The sequence below is a fragment of the Actinoallomurus sp. CA-142502 genome (genome assembly GCF_050936355.1).
Lineage (GTDB): Bacteria > Actinomycetota > Actinomycetes > Streptosporangiales > Streptosporangiaceae > Actinoallomurus > Actinoallomurus iriomotensis.
In genome coordinates, this window is sequence record NZ_JBNJMY010000001.1 from 2,585,295 (window position 1) to 2,605,622 (window position 20,328).

The 20,328-nt window shown below is 70.9% G+C and carries 20 protein-coding genes; 13 read left to right on the forward strand and 7 right to left on the reverse strand.

What is annotated here, in order from left to right; translation table 11 throughout:
* Positions 1 to 117: 117 nt before the first annotated feature.
* Genes ACQEV1_RS12610 through ACQEV1_RS12620 form a run of 3 tightly spaced genes read left to right on the forward strand, consistent with a single transcriptional unit; the run spans position 118 to position 3,174 of the window.
* Positions 118 to 1,332 carry an extracellular solute-binding protein gene (locus ACQEV1_RS12610; protein WP_433393870.1) on the forward strand — a complete coding sequence of 405 codons (1,215 nt, stop codon included), beginning with the start codon at positions 118 to 120 and terminating at the stop codon, positions 1,330 to 1,332.
* Between the two features lie 10 nt (positions 1,333 to 1,342).
* A complete protein-coding gene (locus tag ACQEV1_RS12615) occupies positions 1,343 to 2,299 on the forward strand; it encodes a carbohydrate ABC transporter permease (RefSeq protein WP_433393872.1) in 957 nt (318 codons plus the stop codon).
* On the forward strand, positions 2,296 to 3,174 hold the full coding sequence (locus ACQEV1_RS12620; protein ID WP_433393874.1) for a carbohydrate ABC transporter permease: 879 nt from the start codon (positions 2,296 to 2,298) through the stop codon (positions 3,172 to 3,174). The genes ACQEV1_RS12615 and ACQEV1_RS12620 overlap by 4 nt, the downstream gene beginning before the upstream one ends.
* 66 nt (positions 3,175 to 3,240) lie before the next feature.
* Here the strand turns inward: ACQEV1_RS12620 and glpX are convergent, their stop codons facing one another.
* Complete coding sequence (gene glpX / locus ACQEV1_RS12625; protein ID WP_285570896.1) at positions 3,241 to 4,275, reverse strand: class II fructose-bisphosphatase; 1,035 nt, start codon at positions 4,273 to 4,275, stop codon at positions 3,241 to 3,243.
* Positions 4,276 to 4,669: 394 nt separating this feature from the next.
* Here glpX and ACQEV1_RS12630 point away from each other — a divergent pair, with 394 nt between their 5' ends.
* On the forward strand, positions 4,670 to 5,281 hold the full coding sequence (locus ACQEV1_RS12630; RefSeq protein WP_285570894.1) for a TetR/AcrR family transcriptional regulator: 612 nt from the start codon (positions 4,670 to 4,672) through the stop codon (positions 5,279 to 5,281).
* Positions 5,265 to 5,942, forward strand: a complete 678-nt coding sequence (locus ACQEV1_RS12635) for a DUF4245 domain-containing protein (RefSeq protein WP_433393877.1) — start codon at positions 5,265 to 5,267, stop codon at positions 5,940 to 5,942. The genes ACQEV1_RS12630 and ACQEV1_RS12635 overlap by 17 nt, the downstream gene beginning before the upstream one ends.
* Before the next feature lie 16 nt (positions 5,943 to 5,958).
* Here ACQEV1_RS12635 and ACQEV1_RS12640 read toward each other — a convergent pair whose 3' ends face one another.
* The 3 genes from ACQEV1_RS12640 to xseA all read right to left on the reverse strand — a co-directional run bounded on the left by ACQEV1_RS12640 (position 5,959) and on the right by xseA (position 8,257).
* Entirely contained in the window at positions 5,959 to 6,198 is a 240-nt protein-coding gene (locus ACQEV1_RS12640) for an exodeoxyribonuclease VII small subunit (RefSeq protein ID WP_285618564.1), read from the reverse strand.
* A gap of 47 nt (positions 6,199 to 6,245) precedes the next feature.
* Positions 6,246 to 6,929 carry a hypothetical protein gene (locus ACQEV1_RS12645; protein ID WP_433393879.1) on the reverse strand — a complete coding sequence of 228 codons (684 nt, stop codon included), beginning with the start codon at positions 6,927 to 6,929 and terminating at the stop codon, positions 6,246 to 6,248.
* 113 nt (positions 6,930 to 7,042) lie between these two features.
* On the reverse strand, positions 7,043 to 8,257 hold the full coding sequence (gene xseA, locus ACQEV1_RS12650) for an exodeoxyribonuclease VII large subunit (protein WP_433393881.1): 1,215 nt from the start codon (positions 8,255 to 8,257) through the stop codon (positions 7,043 to 7,045).
* 158 nt (positions 8,258 to 8,415) lie between these two features.
* On the opposite strand from xseA, the gene ACQEV1_RS12655 reads away from it, so the two are divergent.
* Positions 8,416 to 8,838, forward strand: a complete 423-nt coding sequence (locus tag ACQEV1_RS12655) for a MarR family winged helix-turn-helix transcriptional regulator (RefSeq protein WP_285618560.1) — start codon at positions 8,416 to 8,418, stop codon at positions 8,836 to 8,838.
* Between the two features lie 173 nt (positions 8,839 to 9,011).
* Here the strand turns inward: ACQEV1_RS12655 and ACQEV1_RS12660 are convergent, their stop codons facing one another.
* The gene (locus tag ACQEV1_RS12660; protein WP_433393883.1) at positions 9,012 to 9,764 is read right to left on the reverse strand and encodes a hypothetical protein; all 753 of its coding nucleotides are present in this window, start codon (positions 9,762 to 9,764) and stop codon (positions 9,012 to 9,014) included.
* A gap of 159 nt (positions 9,765 to 9,923) precedes the next feature.
* Here ACQEV1_RS12660 and ACQEV1_RS12665 point away from each other — a divergent pair, with 159 nt between their 5' ends.
* A complete protein-coding gene (locus ACQEV1_RS12665) occupies positions 9,924 to 10,871 on the forward strand; it encodes a 4-hydroxy-3-methylbut-2-enyl diphosphate reductase (protein WP_433393885.1) in 948 nt (315 codons plus the stop codon).
* 5 nt (positions 10,872 to 10,876) lie between these two features.
* Here the strand turns inward: ACQEV1_RS12665 and ACQEV1_RS12670 are convergent, their stop codons facing one another.
* Positions 10,877 to 11,425: a DUF6542 domain-containing protein gene (locus ACQEV1_RS12670; RefSeq protein ID WP_285570873.1), complete on the reverse strand. Its 549-nt coding sequence runs from the start codon at positions 11,423 to 11,425 to the stop codon at positions 10,877 to 10,879.
* Between the two features lie 112 nt (positions 11,426 to 11,537).
* Positions 11,538 to 12,752 (reverse strand): DNA recombination protein RmuC, encoded by a 1,215-nt coding sequence (locus tag ACQEV1_RS12675; protein WP_433393888.1) that lies wholly within the window; start codon positions 12,750 to 12,752, stop codon positions 11,538 to 11,540.
* A gap of 228 nt (positions 12,753 to 12,980) precedes the next feature.
* On the opposite strand from ACQEV1_RS12675, the gene ACQEV1_RS12680 reads away from it, so the two are divergent.
* From ACQEV1_RS12680 to ACQEV1_RS12705, 6 genes are all read left to right on the forward strand, one after another.
* On the forward strand, positions 12,981 to 13,559 hold the full coding sequence (locus tag ACQEV1_RS12680; protein WP_285618551.1) for a hypothetical protein: 579 nt from the start codon (positions 12,981 to 12,983) through the stop codon (positions 13,557 to 13,559).
* A gap of 223 nt (positions 13,560 to 13,782) precedes the next feature.
* A complete protein-coding gene (locus ACQEV1_RS12685) occupies positions 13,783 to 14,406 on the forward strand; it encodes a hypothetical protein (protein ID WP_433393890.1) in 624 nt (207 codons plus the stop codon).
* 36 nt (positions 14,407 to 14,442) lie between these two features.
* Positions 14,443 to 15,522 carry a redox-regulated ATPase YchF gene (gene ychF, locus ACQEV1_RS12690; protein WP_285618547.1) on the forward strand — a complete coding sequence of 360 codons (1,080 nt, stop codon included), beginning with the start codon at positions 14,443 to 14,445 and terminating at the stop codon, positions 15,520 to 15,522.
* A 190-nt stretch (positions 15,523 to 15,712) separates the two neighbouring features.
* Positions 15,713 to 16,720 carry a conjugal transfer protein gene (locus ACQEV1_RS12695; RefSeq protein ID WP_285618546.1) on the forward strand — a complete coding sequence of 336 codons (1,008 nt, stop codon included), beginning with the start codon at positions 15,713 to 15,715 and terminating at the stop codon, positions 16,718 to 16,720.
* A gap of 73 nt (positions 16,721 to 16,793) precedes the next feature.
* Positions 16,794 to 17,066 carry a hypothetical protein gene (locus ACQEV1_RS12700; RefSeq protein ID WP_432705532.1) on the forward strand — a complete coding sequence of 91 codons (273 nt, stop codon included), beginning with the start codon at positions 16,794 to 16,796 and terminating at the stop codon, positions 17,064 to 17,066.
* 61 nt (positions 17,067 to 17,127) lie between these two features.
* The gene (locus ACQEV1_RS12705; protein WP_433393893.1) at positions 17,128 to 20,271 is read left to right on the forward strand and encodes a TcpE family conjugal transfer membrane protein; all 3,144 of its coding nucleotides are present in this window, start codon (positions 17,128 to 17,130) and stop codon (positions 20,269 to 20,271) included.
* Positions 20,272 to 20,328: the final 57 nt, after the last annotated feature.

The following is a 20,328-nucleotide window of genomic DNA, read 5'->3' on the forward strand; positions in this document are numbered from 1 at the left end:
CCTTTTTCCACACATGACCGGGGACGTCGCGCGCACCCGCGCGCCCCGAAGCCTCACGCAAGAAGGCGGGGACAGGTGAAACGGCACCTCACCGGCGTTATCGCCGCGGGTCTCACGGTGACCCTCGGTTTGACCGGATGCAGCAAGGGGAGTTCCTCGGGCGACAGCGGCGACAGCAAGACGATCAGGTTCGTCGCCGCGATCTACGACGACAAGACCAAGTCCCTCTGGGACAGCCTCATCAAGACGTTCGAGGCGCAGAACAAGGGCTACAAGGTCAACCTGGAAATGGTCGACTGGACCCAGATGGACGCCAAGGTCAAGACCTACGTCCAGACCAAGCAGACGCCCGACATCCTGAACTACAACGCGTTCGCCGACTTCGCGCGGGACGGCCTGCTCTTCCCGACTTCGGACGTGCTGTCCCCGCAGGTGTCGAGCGACATCCTCCCGTCCTTCGTCGAGGGCGACAAGTACAAGGGCACGCAGTACGGCATGCCGCTGCTGTCCAGCGTCCGGCTGTTCTTCTACAACAAGGACGTCTTCAAGAAGGCCGGCATCTCCGCGCCGCCCAAGACCTGGGACGAGGTCAAGACCGACGCCCAGAAGATCAAGGACAAGGGCGGGAAGGGCGTCTTCCCGCTCGGCCTGCCGCTCGGCGCCGAGGAGTCCCAGGCCGAGTTCTTCATGTGGGCGATGAACAACGGCGGCGGCTACGTCGACCAGTCCGGCAACTGGACGATCGACAGCCAGGCCAACGTCGACACGCTGAACTACCTCAAGGACCTCAGCAAGTCCGGCCTCACGCAGCCGAACCCCGAGACGACCGACCGCAAGGACGTCTTCAACGAGTTCGCGCAGGGCAAGATCGGCATGCTGAACGGCGCCGTCTTCATGCCGGCGGGCTTCATCAACAAGGTCAACGCCAAGCTGCCGTACGCCGTGGCGCCGCTGCCGACCAAGGCCGGGGGCACGCCCAGCACCCTCGGTGTGCAGGACTTCCTGGTGGCGTTCAAGAACGGCGGCGGCAAGAAGAAGGACGCCGTCTCCAAGTTCCTGAACTTCTTCTACCAGACGAACAACGTCGCCAACTTCCAGAAGGAAGAGGGCTTCCTGCCCGTCACCAAGTCGGCGGGCGACGTGATCAGCAGTGCCGTGCCGTACGACAAGCCGTTCATCGACGCCCTGCCGAACGCCAAGTTCTACCCCACCGGCAACGCCGCCTGGGGCCCGCTGGCCAACACGGTCAAGGAGAAGCTCGGCACCGCCATCACCGGTGACCCGAAGAGCGTGCTGAGCGAGCTCCAGCAGACCGCGCAGAAGAACGGCTGACGGACGGCTCGTGCACGACACCATCGAGGCGCGCGGCGCCGGGGCCAGGTCCCCGGCGCCGGCGTCGGCGAGAAGAAGAAACAGCCGGATCCTCCGTGCGCTGGCACCGTTGCCCTGGATCGGCCCCGCGATCATCCTGATCGTGGCCGTGGTCCTGTGGCCGGTCGTCGAGATGGTCTGGACGTCGCTGATGAAGATCAGCTCGTCCGGGGCGACGCTGGGCTTTCGCGGCACCGGTAACTACCACGACCTGTTCGGCGAGACCGACCTCGTCAGCGTGCTGCTGCGCACGGTGGTGTGGGTGGTCGGCGTCGTCGTGGTCACGATCGTCGTGTCGCTGGCCATCGGCCAGCTGCTCAACGCCAACTTCCCGGGGCGCCGCGTGGTGCGCTGGGCGGTGATCGTGCCCTGGGCCGCGTCGGTGCTGATGACGGCGCTGACCTGGAAGTGGATGCTCAACTACTACTACGGCGTGGTCAACAAGGTCCTCAAGGGCGTCGGGCTGATCGACCACTCGGTGAACTGGCTGTCCAACCCCACCCAGGCGCTGATCTGGATGATGTGGGTGGCCGTCTTCGTCTCCTTGCCGTTCACCTCGTTCGTCATCCTGGCCGGGCTGCAGACCGTCCCGCAGGAGGTCTACGAGGCGGCCCGCGTCGACGGCGCCGGGCGCGCGCGGACCTACTTCCGCATCACGCTGCCGCTGCTGCGGCCGGCCCTGCTGGTCGCGGCGATCATCAACGTGATCAACGTCTTCAACTCGTTCCCGATCATCTACGCGATGACCGGGGGCGGACCGGGCAGCAAGACCGACACCAGCACGACCTTCATGTACAAGCTCGCCTTCAGCGGAACGGGTGACGTCGGAGAGTCGGCCGCGATGGCGGTCGTGAACTTCGCGCTGATCCTGATCCTGGTCCTGCTGTACCTGCGGGCCGTCGGCTGGCGCGGGGAGGCACAACCATGAGCAGCCTGAGCAACCGCCGTCCGGCCACGGTCGGCCGCGGTGTGCCGGGGTCGGCCGGTAGGGGACGAATCGTCCTCCTCACCGCGGTGGGCTACCTGGTGGCGTTCGTGTTCGTCGCGCCGTACCTGGAGATGCTGCTTACCGCGCTCAAGCCCGACCGTGAGCTGACCGCGTCGCCGACGACGTTCCTGCCGAAGCACTGGAGCTTCGGCAACTTCGTCGACGTGTGGAAAGCGGCGCCGATCTGGACGAACATGCAGGTCTCGCTCATCGTCGCGGCCGCGTCCACGCTGATCGCGCTGCTGGTAGCGCTGCCGGCGGCGTACTACACGGCGCGCAACCGGTTCTGGCTGCGCGGGCCGTTCCTGCTGCTGGTGCTCATCACGCAGATGTTCGCCCCCACCGCGCTGGTGATCGGCATCTACCGTGAGATGGTCTACCTCAACCTGACCGACACGCTGCTCGCGCTGATCCTGGTCAACGCCGCCTTCAACCTGCCGTTCTGCGTGTGGATCCTGCACGGGTACTTCTCCAGCATCCCGAAGGCGCTGGAGGAGGCCGCCTACATCGACGGCGCGGGCCGGTTCACGGCGCTCACCCGGGTGACGCTGCCGCTGTCGCTGCCCGGCCTGGTGACCGCGGTGGTCTACACGTTCATCGGGGCGTGGAACGAGTACGTCGTCGCCCTGACGATCACGTCCTCGCCCAACCGTCAGCCGCTGACCGTGGCCGTGCCCGGCTTCGTCACGTCGTACCAGCAGCACTGGCAGTACCTGTTCGCCACCTCGCTGATCGCGATCGTGCCGGTCGTCATCCTGTTCATCGTGATCGAGCGTTACCTCATCGGCGGCCTGACCGCCGGCAGCGTCAAGTAGCCGTCGCCCGTACGGGGCACGTGGCCCTTCCGGCCCTCGCGGCCGGAAGGGTGTGCGACGGACCGGCTAACTCGCGGTGTCGAAGTTGATGGCGGAGTAGGCGCGGAGCTTGGCGAGCCGGTGCTCGCTGTCGATCCGGCGGATCGTCCCGCTGCGCGAACGCATCACGAGCGAGTTCGTGTACGCCAGGCCCTTGCTGTAGCGGACCCCGCCGACCAGCTCGCCGTCGGTGATGCCGGTCGCGGCGAAGAACACGTCGTCGGAGGTGACCAGGTCGTCGGTGGTCAGCACCCGCGACAGGTCGTGTCCGGCGTCGACCGCCTTCTGCCGTTCGGCGTCGTCCTTGGGCCACAGCCGTCCCTGCAACACGCCGCCGAGCGACTTGATCGCGCAGGCCGCGATGATGCCCTCCGGCGTGCCGCCGATGCCGAGCATCAGGTCGATGCCGGTGTTCTCCCGCGCGGCCATGATCGCGCCGGCGACGTCGCCGTCGGTGATGAACTTGATCCGGGCGCCCGCCTCGCGTACCTCCTTGACGATCCGCTCGTGCCGAGGCCGGTCGAGGATGACCACCGTGACATCCGACGACGAGCAGCCCTTGGCCCGCGCCACCGCCCGGATGTTGTCCGCCACGGGCGCGTCGATGTTGACGACGTCGGCCGCCTCGGGGCCGGTCGCCAGCTTCTCCATGTAGAACACGGCCGACGGGTCGTACATGGTGCCCCGCGGGCTCACCGCGATCACCGCGATCGCGTTGCTCTGCCCGAGCGCGGTGAGCCGCGTGCCGTCGATCGGGTCCACGGCGACGTCGCAGTCCGCGCCGTTGCCGTCGCCGACGCGCTCGCCGTTGAAGAGCATCGGGGCCTGGTCCTTCTCGCCCTCGCCGATCACCACCACGCCGTTCATCGACACCGTGTTGATCAGCTGGCGCATGGCGTTCACCGCCGCGCCGTCGGCCCCGTTCTTGTCACCGCGTCCCACCCAGCGGGCGGCGGCCATCGCCGCGGCCTCGGTCACGCGCACGAGCTCCAGCGCGAGGTTGCGGTCCGGGGCGTGGGCCTCGGTCACCAGCGGGGACGACGGAGTGCTTGCTTCGGTCATCGGATCACGCGGCGTGGCGGCCCGGCCGGCCGGCCGAGGGCGAACGCCGCTCCCTCCTCGAGTGTCAGGTCGATCGCATGTTCGCACGTCTGGCTGCGGCGAGGTGGATGCGCAGGCACTGCAAACATGCCCGTTTTGTAGGGAAGGTTGCGTGCGAGAAACACCACTTTGACGATTCGCCTCCCGAGGGGCCGGACCGGCCCATGGGACGGCAGGAAGCCGCCGGATCACCGGCGGCCGATGCCGGAGGACGTAAATTCAGCGCAGACAGGGCGTAATCTAGGGCCGTAATGAGCAGCGAAATCAAGCGGCGGCCCGGCGGGCGAGCGACGTGCCCGGCCGGCCGTCGGTGGCGAGTGCCGTGCGCCTCTTCGGCACGGCGAGGAGCGCGCAGTTGAGCATCGAACACCTCCAGCGCACCTCCGATCGAGGTGCGGCCACGCGTGGCGCCCTGCTGGCGGCGGCGCGTGAAGTCTTCTCGGTGTCCGGGTTCGCGCAGGCGGCGGTGACCGACATCGTGGCCAAGGCCGGAGCGAGCGTCGGCAGCCTCTACCACCACTTCAGCGGCAAGGCCGACCTTTACCTCACGCTCTTCGAGGAGTTCCAGAACCGCCAGCAGGAGCGCACCCGCGAGGCCGTCCACCTGGCCCGCGACCAGGGCGAGGCCGACCCGATGCGGCTGTTCATCGCCGGAGCGCGTGCCTACCTCGACGGTTGCCTCGCCGAGCCCGACCTCGCCCGGCTGTTCCTGTCCGGCGACGGGCCGCCCGGCTTCGACCGGGCCCTGCGCGACCGCCTCCGCACCTGGGCGCGGCGCAACGCGGCGCTCTTCCACACCGGCGACGGCGAGGTGGACGAGGCGCTCGTCGTCGTGCTGACGGGCGCGATGTCCGGCGCGGTCGCGGAGCTGTCGCTGTCGGAGGACGAGACGGCGTCACGGCGCCTCGCCGACGACGTCCTGGCGATCATTTCCCGCATGGAGAGCCCCCGTGAGCGACGGTCCTGAGCCGGCGGACGGCACCCCCACACCGGGCGACACGCCGCCCGGCACCACCGCCACCGCGACCCGTCCGCCCGAGGGGCCGTACGTCGTGTCGCCCTCGGTGTACAAGCGGCTCATGTCGGGCCTGCCGGGCTTCTGCATGGCGATGCTCGCGTCGCTCGCCCTCGTCGGCCTGGTCATCCTGATCACCCCGCGGCACAACGAATCCGCCATGCCGCACGCCGACTACAGCAGCGACCTGGCCGGACTCACCGCCGTCGCCCCGTACCAGGTGCTGGCGCCCCAGGGCCTGCCGCCGCAGTGGTTCGCGACCAGCACCCGGCTCAGCGGCCACGGACAGGGGCCGATCTCCTGGCACCTCGGCTTCTCCACGGCGCGCAAGGAGTACGCCGCACTGGAGGAGAGCAACGAGACGCCGGACGGCGCCGGTCACTTCATCGATCGCATGACGAGCCAGGGCCACCCGGACGGCACCGCCCAGATCGCCGGTGCGACCTGGGACCGCGAGTTCCGGCCGGACAAGAAGCAGCGCTCACTCGTCCGCCGCCTCCCCGGCGTCACGATCGTCCTCACCGGCACGGCCTCGTACGAGGAGCTCGGGGTGCTGGCGGCCGCGCTGAAGCCCCAGCCGAAGCCGTCCTCGGCGGCCACGCCGGTCGGCTGACCCGCCGGGGCCCGGCTCAGAAGGGCGCGCCCTCGGCGGGTTCGGCGCTCGGCTCGGCGCGCTCGGACATGGCCGCGGCGAGCCGAGCGCGGGCGCCCTCCAGCCACTCCTCGCAGATGCCCGCCAGCTTCTCGCCGCGCTGCCAGAGAGTGAGCGACTCCTCGAGAGTGAGGCCGCCGGCCTCCAGCCGGCGCACGACGTCCGTCAGCTCGTCACGGGCCTGCTCGTAGGACAGCTCTGGTTTCTCCTCCGTCACCCGAACCACCCTACGGGCACCGCGCCCCGCCCGCGCCGAGCCACCGGTCAGCCGCTGAGGTTTCCGACGATGATCAGGAGCAGCAGGAGGAACACCAGGCCCGGGTAGAGGTACGCGCCCGGGCGGTGGAACACCGGCGGGCCCGGGTCGAGCGGCGCGCGTCCGTCGCCCTGCGGCTGCGGCGCGGGCAGGTTCGCGACGTTGCTGCGGGAACTGACGTTCATCAGCAGGAAGATCGGAGTCATCACGATGCTCTGGACGCTGCACCAGCCGCCCGTCAGCGTCTTGGCGGTCAGCCGCCGGAACGTGTGCAGGCCGCAGTCGCGGCAGTACGGGCCGGACGCCGTCCAGATCGTGTGCATGACCACCGCGCCGACCACGGCGCGGAACGTCGCGTTGGCGGCGGGTCCGCTCCCGCACAGCCGGCAGGACTGCCCTCCGTAGGCCTGCTGACCGGCCTGCTGCTGCGGTGCCTGGTACTGCTGGTATTGCTGCTGCTGGTACTGACCCTGCTGGTACTGCTGCTGTTGGTATTGCTGCTGAGGCTGCTGGTAGCCCTGCTGAGCGCCCTGGTACTGCGGCTGCCCCCACTGCTGTCCGTACGGCTGCTGTTGCTGCTGGGGCTGCGGGTACGGCGCCTGGTAGTGCCCCTGGGCGGGCTGCTGGTAGGCCTGCTGCTGGTAGGGGCCGGGCCCCTGGTACGGCGGCTGCTGGTACGGGGGCTGAGTCACGGAGGAGTCCTTCGACAGATGTGGTGCACGTGACGGATGAGGTGAGCGACCATTATCGGCATGATCTGGGGGTGCTCGGGTAAGTTACGAAGTTTCTCCTGGTGAGGCGGTGCTCACACCGTTCCGCCGTCCTCCGCGCGCACGGTGATCCGGTCGTCGTGGAAGCGGATCAGCAACTCGTCGCCCTTGCTCACGTCGGCGGCGGCACCGACGACCGACTCGTCGGGGCGCTGGACGACGGCGTAGCCGCGCTGAAGCGTGGCGGCGGGGGAGAGGGCCACGAGGCGGCCCCGGGTGTGGGACAGGTCGTCCGCGGCGCGGTCGAGGGCCGAGGCCAGGCAACGCCGTGCCCGGTCGCGCAGGGTGGTGACCCCCTCCTCCTGCCGCTCGACCTCCCGTACCGGATCGGCCAGCGCCGGCCGCGAGCGCACCCCCGCCAGCCACTGCACCTCCCGCTCGACCCGGCCGGACAGGCAGCGCCGGCCGCGGTCGCGCAGCTGCCGCACCAGCGTGAGCTGCTCGCGCACGTCGGGCACGGTCTTCTTGGCGGCGTCGGTCGGCGTCGAGGCGCGCACGTCGGCGACGTAGTCGAGGAGCGGCGTGTCCTGCTCGTGCCCGATCGCGGAGACCACGGGTGTGCGGGCGGCGGCCACCGCGCGTACGAGGGCCTCGTCGGAGAAGGCGAGCAGGTCCTCCAGGGAACCGCCGCCACGAGCGATGATGATCACTTCGACGTCCTTGTCGGCGTCGAGCCGGCCCAGCGCGTCGATCACCTCGCCCGCCGCGTACGTGCCCTGGACGGCGGTGTTCTCCACCTTGAACCGGACGGCGGGCCAGCGGCGGCGGGCGTTCTCCAGCACGTCGCGCTCGGCGGCGGAGTCGCGGCCGCAGATCAGCCCGACCGTGCCGGGCAGGAAGGGCAGCGGACGCTTGCGCTCGGCGCTGAACACGCCCTCGGCGGCGAGGAGCTGCTTGAGCCGCTCCAGCCGGGCAAGGAGCTCACCCACGCCCACCGGGCGGATCTCGAACGCCGAGAGCGCGAACGAGCCGCGGTTGATGTAGAAGTCGGGCTTGGCGTGCACCACCACACGGGCGCCGTCGACGACGGCCGGGCCGCCGGCGTCGCAGACCGCGCGCGGGCACACCACGCGCACGGAGACGTTGGCGACCGGGTCGCGCAGGGTGAAGTAGACCGTGCCCGCGCGGCGGTTCAGCTCGGTGATCTGCCCTTCGACCCAGATCCGCCCGAGCTTGGAGATCCAGCCGCCGACGAGCTGCAGAACGGTACGGACCGGGGTCGGCGACTCCGGCGAGGTCTCCAGCGCCATGCGCGCAGCCTAACGGCCGGCGGGGACGGCGCGGGCCGGAGAGCGATGAGCCTGGCCGTTCTGGCGAGCCGAGCTGGACGGATCGTGTGGTAAGCCCCACACTCCGTAGTTAGCCCAGCTAAACGCGGTGCTCTGCTAGCTTGGAAGGAGGAAAGGTCATGTCCGATCCCCGTGCGCTCGCCGAACGCTTCAACCGGCAGATCCGCGACATCGTGCTCATGCTCCGTCGCGCGAACGCCGGTCAGGCCATCACGACACAGCAGATGTTCGTGATGGGCTCGCTCGAAGGCGGCTCGCGCCGGATGTCCGATCTCGCCGCGGAGCACGGTGTGCGGCTGCCGACCATGACACGGCAGATCGGCCGCCTCGCCCGCGACGGACTGGTCATCCGGGGACGCGAGGCCGATGACGCACGGGTGGTCACCGCCGAGCTCACCCCGGTGGGACGCCAACGCCTCCAGCACGCGAGGGAACAGCGGATCACCTTCCTCGCGGGGCGCATGACACTGCTGAACGACGCCGAGCGCGCCTCCATCGAGGCCGCGCTGCCGGCCCTGGAGAAGCTTTTCGCCGGCTCGTGACGGCTCGGGCCAGGAAGAACCCGAGCGCGGCATGACCGGCCGTACCCGGGCAAGGCGACGGTCCGCGCGGCGCTCAGCCCCAACGCCTGCGAACGCGTGCTCGCGCTCAATGATCGGTGGCATGCCAAAGAGCCGCCGGGTCCGTACGGGATCGGCGGCGTCGCGACGACCGCTCAGCCTTCGCGCAGCTTGGCGATGCGGTTCTCGTACATGCGCAGGAAGTCGGCGCGTGCGGCGTGCGAACGCTCGTAGTCGCGCAGCTCACCGACCTGCTTGGCGTCCAGGCCCCGCAGCCGGGCGCGTACGGAGGCGAGCGTCGCCTCGTCGTAGCCCGAGATCGGCAGGTTCGCGGCCGCCTTGGCGCGTGGCTTCGGCTGCGTGGTCTTCGTCTCGGCCTGCTTGGCCTTCGCCGCCGCGGCGGGCTTGGCCTTGGCCGCCGGTTTCGGCGACGGCTTGGGCGAGGGCTTCGGCGCCGGCTTCGGACTGGGCTTGGCCGCCGTCGACTTGGCCGCCGCGGGCTTTCCCGCCGCCTTGGGGCGGGAGGTGGCCGAGGGCCGGGTCGGCGGGGCCGTGGCCGGCTTCGGGCGCTCGGCGGGCCGCTGCGGGCGTGCGGTCGCGGACGGCTTCGGCTTGCCGACGGAGATCTCCGAGTCGCCGGCCGCCGGGCCCTTCGACGGCTCCGTGGTCCGGCCGTTGCCGGCGACCTTGCCGACGACCATGCCGGTGAGGTTCTCGGCGTCGTTCTTCAGCCGGCCCAGCACGGGGCTCAGCCCGGACTCGCGCGCCTCGCGGTAGTCCTTGCGCAGGCGGTCGGTGAGCAGCAGAGCCCGCCCGACCCCCATGACCGCCAACCGGGCGGCCTGGATCGGCAGCTCGCTGACGGTGTCCTTGACCTGTTCCCTGAGCTGGCGTGGTGATCGTGTCATCGTTTGTTTCTGCTCTCTCCAGCCCGGTACAAACGGACCGGCCGGTACCCGACGTTGTGTCTACGAACACTCTGCCCTACGGTGTCGCGACGTTCACGCGCCGTGGCCGGTTTCCCCGCGGTCGGATCGCGCATCGCGATCCCGCCTACCATGGTGCCTATGACTCGTCGCGTTCTCCTGGCCAAGCCGCGTGGTTACTGTGCGGGCGTCGACCGTGCCGTCCAGACGGTGGAGCTGGCGCTCGAGCGCTACGGCGCCCCGATCTACGTGCGCAAGCAGATCGTGCACAACGTCCACGTCGTCAAGACCCTCGAGGAGCGAGGTGCGATCTTCGTGGACGAGACCGAGGAGGTCCCCGAGGGCGCCATCGTGGTGTTCTCCGCCCATGGCGTCGCCCCGGTCGTCCACGACGAGGCCGCCGGCCTGAGCCTCCGTACGATCGACGCGACCTGCCCGCTGGTCACCAAGGTGCACAAGGAGGCCCGGCGGTTCGCGAGCGACGACTACGACATCCTCCTCATCGGCCACGAGGGCCACGAGGAGGTCATCGGCACCAGCGGCGAGGCCCCCGAGCACGTCCAGCTGGTCGACGGGCCGGACGACGTGGCCAACATCACGGTCCGCGACCCGGAGAAGGTCGTGTGGCTCTCCCAGACCACGTTGTCCGTGGACGAGACCACCGCGACCGTCGAGGCCCTGCGCGCCCGGTTCCCCAAGCTGATCGACCCGCCGTCGGACGACATCTGCTACGCCACACAGAACCGCCAGGTCGCGGTCAAGGAGATCGCCGCCCAGTCGCAGCTGGTCATCGTGGTCGGCTCCGAGAACTCCTCCAACTCCAAGCGCCTCGTCGAGGTCGCCAAGGACCACGGCGCCGACGCGTCGTACCTGGTCGACTACGCCGACCAGATCGACCCGGCGTGGCTGGAGGGCGTGACCACGGTCGGCGTGACGAGCGGCGCCTCGGTGCCGGAGGAGCTCGTGGACGGCGTCCTCGAACGTCTCGCGGCCCACGGCTTCGACACGGTGGAAGAGGTCGAGTCCGTCCGCGAACGCATGGTCTTCGCCCTGCCCCACGAACTCCGCCGCGACCTTCGGTCCGCCTGAGTTTCCTAGTCGGCGGACGCGCCCGGGGCCGGGGGGTCGTCCCAGCGGACCGGGTCGTCGTCCTCGTTCTTGCGGCCGAGCAGTGACGTGCGGCCGCGGAACGGGTTGTCCTCGGCGACGCTCGCGCGCAGCTCCCGCAGGTTGGCCGGCAGGCCGCGCGGAACGGCGATCAGCACCACGAGCAGCGCGCCGACGAACAGCCACGGCACGTTCGACGTCAGCGTCGTGACCAGGGTGAGCAGCATGCTGACCAGGAACGAGCGCGCTCCGAACGAGCCGACGGCCGCGCCGGCCAGGGAGACGAAGAAGAAGATCAGCGGCGGGCTGACCACGAGGACCAGCAGGTCCGTACGGCGGGTCGTCACCACCGCCAGCAGGCAGCCGAGCACGAACAGGAACCCCTGCGCCCCGTGCAGGCCGAACAGCCCGCCGAAGACCGCGCCGAGGAGGGTCGAGGCGAGCACGACGACGATGCCGCCCCGGCCGGTCAGCGTGACGGCCGGGCCGGAGGGCGGGCGCCGCCGGCGTTTCCCTCCCGGGGGAGGAGATGCCACCTTCGGGCCTCCGCGCGTGTCCGTTGCCACCAGCCGTCCCAGAGTCGAGCGCCTCTGACCGTACGGTAACCCGCTTCGGCGGGTCACGTCCCGCGACACGACGTTACCGGCATCAGGGAAGCAGCCGAATCTGGCGGTTCTCGTCCGCGTCATCGGCGAGTTCCGCGGCGGACAGGGAACGGGCCGGCTCGCCGACCTGGCCGGGCGGGTCGAGCTCGTCGTCGGTCACGCCGAGCTCGTTCAGCCGCCGCGCGGTGACCAGGACCCGGCTCTCCAGCGACCCCACCGTGCGGTTGTAGGCGACGACCGCGTTCGTCAGCGACTTGCCGAGCTGGTCGACGTGGCGGCCCAGCGTGCCGAGCCGCTCGTACAGCTCCCGGCCGAGCTCGAACACCGCGCGGGCGTTCTCCGACAGGGCCTCCTGCTGCCACGCGTAGTGCGCCGTCCGCAGCATCGTGACCAGCGTCGTCGGGGTGGCGATGTGCACCCGGCGGCGCATCGCGTACTCCAGCAGCCCGGGGTCGCGGTCCAGCGCCGGCGCCAGGAACGCCTCACCCGGCACGAACAGCACCACGAACTCCGGCGCGGGGCTGAAGGAGCGCCAGTACGACTTGGCCGCCAGCCGGTCGACGTGGTCGCGGAGGTGCCGGGCGTGCGCGTCGAGCCGCGCCTTCCAGACGACGGACTCATCGGCGTCCGCCGCCTCCAGGTACGCCGCGAGGGACACCTTGGAGTCGACGACGATGTTCTTGCCGCCCGCGAGGCGTACGACCATGTCGGGGCGGACCCCGCTGCCGGCCGTGGCCTGCTCGTCGAAGTCGCAGTGGCGCGTCATGCCGGAGATCTCCACCACGCGGCGCAGCTGGAGCTCGCCCCACCGGCCGCGCGCCTCGGGCCGCTGCAGCGCCCGTACGAGGGTCTGGGTCTCCCGGCGGAGCTGGTCGGAGCTCTGCCGGACGAACTCCACCTGCTTGGCCAGCATCGCGTGCGACTCACGGCGGCCGGTCTCCACCTCGCGCAGCTGCGCCTCGACCCGGCCGAGCGTGTCCTTCAGCGGCGCGATGCGCTTGTCGAGCTCGCCGGCGGCCTCGGCGTTCGCGGTGGCCAGGCGCGTGCCGGCCAACTCCAGGAATCGCTGGTTGCTGGCGTCCAGGGCCTGCGCCGACAGCGCCTGGAAGCGTTCGGTGAGGCGCTCCTCGACGTAGGCGACCTTCTCCTCGGCGGCCTTGGCCCGTGCGCTGATCGCCGCCGTACGGCTCCGGGCCCACGCCACCCCCGCGACGGCACCGACGATGAGACCGACGACCAGACCGAGGAGAACGTCCATCTCCGCATCGTGACAAAGCGGCCGGGCAAAGTCGGCCCGACGCGCGGGTGAGGCGCCACTGCGGGCGGAACTCTCACTCACGGACCAAGAGCTCGTCCGCTACGCTCCGGGCGTCTGATGAGCAAGGGGACATTCGTGCAACCACCGTACGGTCCGGGGCCCTACCAGGGGCCGCCGTATCCGGGCCCGCCGTACCCCGGTCCGCCGGGGCGCCCTCCCGGCCCGCCCATGCCCGGTGCTCCGCCGCGGAAATCGCGAGGGGCCGCGCCGGCGATCCTCCTGATCGCCGGGTTCCTGGTCGTGGTGGTGCTCGGCGTCGTGCTGATCGTCGTGAACCACAGCAGGTCGCAGGGCCGGTTCAAGCACGCCCCGGAAGGGTGCTGGCTGCTCGGCCAGGCGCAGATCCAGGTGTACGTGCCGGGCGCCGGCCCGAAACCGAGCCTGGAGGGGGCCTCGTGCACGTGGGAGGCGAGCGGCACCAACACCACCGGGCGGGTGCACGTGTACGTGGAGACCTTCGACCGGTCCACCGTCAAGGACGCCGAGGACCAGTACGGCGTCAGACGGCGACAGGCCGACGCGCCCGGTGTCACGATCGTTCCGCTGTCGAACGGCGATGAGAGCTTCATGGCATGCAACGCCTCCAAGGGTTCGGCAGGAAGCTGTGAGTCCTATACGCGCCTGAGCAACCAGGTGTTCAGGGTGGAGTTCGAGAGCTTCGAGGAGCGGAACGTGCGGGACCCGGCACTCGTGGTGCGGACGCTCACCGCGCAGGCCACCCGGCACCTTGACCAGGCGGGCGGGTAGCGCTCCGCCGGATGACGGTCCGGGCGCGGCGGGGCCGTGGACACGCCGTCCGTGAGCCTGTCCATCGGAGCGGACAACGCACCGACGACGAGACCGACGACCAGAACATCCATGAACGCGTCGTGACAAAGCCGGCCCGGCTTGTCGGCACGACGCGCGGGCCGCATGTGGACGCGATCATCGTCCCCGGCGACAGGGGCTTCCGTTACGCTCCCGTGCACCGATGACATTGGGGGTGTTCGTGGGAACTCCGGCCTCTCTGCCCGGACTCCGTCCGCCGCCCCCGCCTCCCGCCGGGCGGCGAGACCGGGCGCCCGTGGTGATCCTGGCCGTCCTCATCCCGGCGCTCGTGGCAGGGCTCGTCTGGGCGATGTACACGGGCGCGTCCCCGGAGGGCGGCCTCGCGACGCCATCGGCGTGCTCGCTGCTCGACCAGGACCAGGTCGGCGCGTACCTGCCCGGCGCGGTGGCCGACGGCGGCGGATACCAGTGCTCCTGGACCGAACCGGGCCGTGCCGGGGAGCGGCTCACCGCCAGCGTCGAGGCCCTGCCCGGCGACCCGCCGAGCGTCGAGGACGCCGAGGAGGAGTACGACCTCCGGCGGCGGCAGGCGGACGCACCCGGCACCACGATCACCCCGCTGAAGATCGGCGACGAGACGTTCATGGCGTGTGCCGCGCCTCCGGACGGCGGGCCCGGGAGCTGCACGGCGTACACGCGGGTGCGGAACGTGGTGTTCAGCCTGACGTTCGAGAGCCTCGCGGTGACCGGCGCGCGCGATCCGGCCTCCTCGGTACGCGCCCTCGACGCGGAGGCGGCCTTGCGGCTGGGCGGCTCCGGCGGGTGACCGGCGCGTGCGCCGGGGGCCGTAGACTCGCCGTCCGTGAGCCTGTCCATCGGAATCGTCGGGCTGCCCAATGTCGGCAAGTCGACGCTCTTCAACGCCCTGACCAAGAACACCGCTCTCGCGGCGAACTACCCCTTCGCCACGATCGAGCCGAACGTCGGTGTGGTCGGGTTGCCCGACCCGCGTCTCGACGAGCTGTCGCGGCTGTACGACTCCGCGAAGATCGTGCACGCGACCGTGCAGTTCGTCGACATCGCGGGCATCGTGAAGGGTGCCTCGGAGGGCCAGGGGCTGGGCAACCAGTTCCTCGCCAACATCCGGGAGACCGACGCGATCTGCCAGGTCATCCGCGTCTTCGACGACCCGGACGTCACGCACGTCGACGGTGACGTCGCGCCACTGCGCGACATCGAGACGATCAACACCGAGCTGATCCTCGCCGACCTCCAGACTCTGGAGAAGGCCCTGCCGCGCCTGGAGAAGGAGGCGCGGACCACCAAGGACAAGGAGAAGCTCGCGGTCGTGGACGCGGCCCAGACGGCGCAGAAGGTGCTGAACGAGGGCACCACGCTGTACGCCTCGGGGCTCGACCTGGCCGTCCTGCGCGAGCTGCACCTCCTCACCGCCAAGCCGTTCCTGTACGTGTTCAACGTCGACGAGGACGAGCTGGGCGACGAGGACCTGCGCGCGCGGCTGCAGGGGCTCGTCGCCCCGGCCGAGGCGATCTTCCTCGACGCCAAGATCGAGTCGGAGTTGATCGAGCTGCCGGACGACGAGGCGCTGGAGCTCCTGCAGTCGACCGGCCAGCAGGAACCGGGGCTGGCGCAGCTCGTACGGGTCGGGTTCGACACGCTCGGGCTGCAGACGTTCCTGACCGCGGGCCCGAAGGAGGCGCGGGCCTGGACGATCCGCAAGGGCGCCACCGCGCCGGAGGCCGCCGGCGTCATCCACACCGACTTCCGCACCGGGTTCATCAAGGCCGAGATCGTGTCCTACGACGATCTCATCGCGGAACGCTCCGTGGCGGCCGCCCGCGCCGCCGGGAAGGCCCGGATGGAGGGCAAAGAGTACGTCATGCAGGATGGCGACGTCGTGGAGTTCCGCTTCAACGTGTAGGAAGCGAGACAAACCTCGCCTTCCGGTAATACTGCCCGTCACAAGGAGTTATCCACAACCGCGTGCCGGGGCTGTGCATCTCCGCTCGACACTGGAACAATTGACCGCCGTGGTTAAGGTGGTAAATCGAACACCAGTAGATGGATAAGACGCGCGCCGATCCGGCTGGGGCGGCGCGAGCGGAGGGACGATGGCTCGCAGGTCGTCCGGCGTTGTAGACGCCGGCACGCCCGGTTACCCGCCGGGCGGATTCCCGCCCGCCGACCCCTGGGATCAGTCAGACGACAAGGGGCGGCGGGGCAAGGCCCGTCGTGGGTCCGGCGGCGGTGGCGGTGACCGCGGCGGCTGGGGAGGCTCCGGCGGACGGTGGTGGATCTACGCCGGCCGTGTCATCCTCTGGGCCTTTATCATCGTGGTGCTGGTCAACGGCATCAGGGCACCGTTCGAGCGCTTCACGGCCCAGCCGTCGACGCCGTCCGCGCCCTCGTCGAATAAGCCGGCGTTCCCGCAGGAGGCGGCCTCTTCCTATGCGCTGTCCTTCGCCGACGTCTACCTGAATTACGACCCGGCGACGGCGGCGGACCGGCAACGGCAGCTCGCACAATTCATCGCCCCCGGCGTGGACCCGCAGCTGGGCTGGAACAACACCGGAAAGTCGGTGCTGCGGTCGGCGCATGTGTCCTCGGTCGAGGCGCAGGACGTCAACCGGGCGATCGTGACGCTGCTCGTGCAGGCCAACGGAAAAATCTTCCAGCTCGCCGTCCCGGTGTACGCGAAGGACGGCGCGTTGGCGATATCCGGGCGGCCCGCGACGCTTCCGGCGCCGCCGAGGGCGGCGTTGCCGCCGACCAATCAAGATCGCGATACCGCGCTCGAATCCGAGTTGCAGGAGCCCCTCACGGGCTTCTTCAAGGCGTACGCGAGCGGTGACACCGCTTCGCTGCAGCGTTACTCCGACCCGCCGGTGACGGGACTCGGCAACGTGTTCACGTTCAGCGCACTGCAGGAGATCGACGCGCCGCGAGGCGACGCCAACGCGCGGACGGTCAACGCGACCGTGATCTGGCAGGTCGCTCCTGGTCAGCCCAAGACCACGGGCGGGTCGCTCGAGCAGACCTATCAGCTCACGATGGTGAAAAAAGACGGCAATTGGTACGTAACGGACATTCGAGGTTCTACCCTTCCGGCCGCGTCATGACGGACCGGCCGGTCCCATCCGGAAGCTACGATTCACTCCCCGACCGAGGAAGGCTAGGTCGATGATTCAGCATATGTTGGCGATGCTCCCGCATCATGAGATCGCGGAGAACGCCAATGGCCTGAACACCGATGATCTCGCGAAATGGCTTCGCGCGGTCTTCGGCCCGCTGTTCCTGGTCATCGTCTCGATCGTCGCGATCTTCTTTCTTTTCACGCGAGAGATCACGCGGTTCGTTCAGTTCATCATTCTGGCCATCGGCATTGGAGTGATCTTCTACGTACCGAATATCATCGAGACGACGGCCAAAGCGATCGCCAAGGCACTTGGAGTAACCATTACCTGATAACCGCAGGTGCCGTGTAGGTCTGAATATGGTCGGTTCCAGTTAGGGGAGTGGGGCCCGCGTGGATCTGCCCACGTACACCAATATCTGGCGCATCGAAAAGCGGCTCTACAAGCTTTATGATCTCAGGCTGCCGATGCCGCTGCCGTTGGTGCAGATCGGTGTCTTCTTCGGCATATTCGTGCCGTGGATCGTCCTGCTCCAACTGCTTCAGGTGCCGTTCCACACGCCCTGGCACGTGGTGTACATCGTGCCGCCCGGTGTCCTGACGTACCTGGCGACGCGGCCGGTCATCGAGGGCAAGCGGCTGACCGAGTTGATGATCTCCCAGATCCGTTACCTCACCGAGGCCAAGACCTGGGCACGGATGACACCGATCCGCGAGCCGGACGAGGTCGCCATCGTCGGACGGGTCTGGCTGCGGCACCGCGGAGTGTCCGGCCGGGTCCACGCCGGCCGGCAGGGCGGCCCGTCCGCTCAGCCGGCCGCGGACGCCTCGGCCTCGGCCGAGCGGAGCGCGCCGCCGCTGCACGACGCCGTTCCGGGCGTTCCCGCGGCCGCCGCGACGCGCGCCGATGCGCCGTCCGGGCGTGCCGCGGCTCCGGCGCGGACCCAGCGCCCGACCCTGCGGCCGACGCCGCGAGAGGGCACCGCCATGGTCTCGCCGGCCGCGCCGGGGCGTAAACCCCGTCGTTCCGGCGAGCCGTGGAGCCGGCCCGGGGCCGGTGATCCCTGGGCGACGCGCGTGGACGATCCGAACGCGACGCGCACCGACATTCCCCGCATGCCGGCGGGCGGCGATCCGAACGCCACGCGGGTCGACTCCGACGATCCGCGGGTGACCCGCCCGGAGAAGGTCCGGCGCGATCCGGCGGCGCCGCAGCGTGTACCCGGCTATCCCGCGCCTGCGGGCCGTCCGGCCGACGACGCGTCCCCGGAGTCCGGCGAGCGCGACGACCACCGTGAGCGGCCCGCGGCGAATGCCGAGGGCGCGCCGCACGGCACGGGGCGGAGGCGTAGCGCCTCCCACGAGCCGGAGCGCCCCGCCGCGGCCACCGGCCCTCGGCCCACGGTTCCCGCGCCTTCTCCCTCCTCTCCGTCCTCTCCGGCCGCCCCGTCGCGGCCCGCCCCGTTCGGCACGCGCGGCGTGCCTCCGGCCCTGGGCCGTCCCGGCACGCCTCCGGCCACCGGCCGGCCCGGCGAGTCCGCGGAGCCGGGACGCACGCCCGCGGCGCGGCCCGGCGCTCCGGCGCGACCGGGCGTGCCTTCGGCGCCGGAGCGGACCGGCACACCCGCCGGGCGGAAGGAGCCCGGCTCCTCCGCGGCGCGCCCGGACGAGGCGGCGACCCCGCCGCGCTCCGGCGAGCCGACACCGTCTTCTTCCGGCGAGCAGGCTCCGTCGCGCCCCGGCGAGCCGGGCGCCTCTTCCAGGGAGCAGGCTCCGCCGCGTTCGGGTGAGCCGGGCGCGAAGAGCGGACGGCACGCCGGTCCCGAGCGGCCCGAGTCCGGCTCCGACGAGGAGCCGCGTTCCGGTGAGAGCACCGCGGACACCGGCGACGCCGAGCGCGCCGACGACAACAGGCCGCCCGCACAGGTGATCCGGCTCGTGCCGGGTGGCCGGCACGCCCGGTCCGGCCGTGACCAGGCCGGAAACGAGCGCCCGGCGGCGTCGCGCGCGCCGGAGAAGGACCGCGACGAACCGGCGGACACCTCCGAGGCCGGCACCGCCACGCCGGCGGCCTCAGACGATGAGATCGCCGAGGCCCGCACCGACGAGATGGTCTGGCCCGCGCGCGGTCCGCGCGGGCGCGCGGACACCGAAGACCCGCACGAGTCCACCGGGCCGCGGACGCCCGCCCAGGGTCCACCTCCGGGGCCGTTCGCCCGGCCCGGCGGCCAGACCCGTGGCCGGTCGCACGGCGAGGAGCCGGCGCCGCAGCGCGAAGGACGGCCCGCGGCGAGCGCGAGCGCGTCTCCTCAGCCGCCCACGCCCACGCGCGAGCCGGCGCCGAGGCCGGCCGACAAGCCGGCCCAGCCGCCACGGGGTCCGGCGACGCCGGCCCAGCGGCCGGTGCCACCACGGCCCGCCGTTCCGCCGAAGGCGCCCGCGGCCGGTCTGAAGCCGCCGGCGCAGGCCCCGCTGCCGCCGTCGGCCGCCCCGCCGCAGCGCGGCGGTCCGGCACGCCCCGGCGCCCCGGCACGCCCCAAGGCGCCGGCGGCACGCGCCCCGCAGGCCTGGACGGAGCAGACCGCGCCGCCCGAGTCGCCGGCGCGCGGCGTCCGCTCCGGCCCGGCCTCACCCGTGCGCCCCGGGCCGATGCCGTCACCCGCGCCCGAACACGAGGGCCGCGACGACGAGGGCCGTGGGATCCGCCGGATCTTCTCCGGCGGCGGCCAGGGCGACGGCGACTACGAGCAGCGGGTGCGCACCGCGTTCGAGGGCGCGCGCCGGGTCGTCGTCCTGGGCTGCACCGGCGGCGCCGGGCAGACGGTGACCGGGCTGATGCTCGGCCACACCTTCGCCCAGCACCGCGGCGACCGCATCGTGGCGGTCGACGTCAACCCCGGCCCCGGGGCCATGGCACGGCGCACCCGCAGCGAGACCCGCGAGACGCTCACGTCACTGATCACACACGCCGAGCAGGTCACCGGCTACCAGATGATGCGCCGCTACACCTCCGTGGCCAAGTCCGGGCTGGAGGTGGTCGCGGCGGGCAAGAATCCGGTCCAGGCCCTCGACGACCGCGACTACGCGCTCGCGATGCGCACGCTCGACCGCTTCTACTCGATCACGCTGCTCGACGCCGCGGCCGCGGTCGTGGCCCGGGTGCTGCCGTACGCCGACCAGATCGTGCTGGTCGCCCCGGCCAGCTCCGACGCGCCGCGGGCGGTGGCGATGACGTTCGAGTGGCTCGACGGGCACGGCTATGAGGACCTGCGTTCGAAGGCCGTCACGGTGATCAACGGAGTGAGCCGCCGCAGCATGGACGACGTCGAACAGGCCGAGTCGGTCGCGCGGGGTCGCTGCCGGGCGCTCGTGCGCATCCCCTGGGACGACCATCTCAGCCTCGACCGGGCACCGCGCAACGAACTGCGCGCACTGCGCGCGTCCACCCGGAAGGCCTACATCGCGCTCGGCGGCGTCGTCGCCGGCGGCCTCGTCCAGACGCCCGACCGCTACCCACGGCAGGAGGTCTCGCGATGAGCCCGTCCGCAGGCGGCGCGCGCAGAGCGCGGCCGGAGCACGAGAACGTCCGCGGAG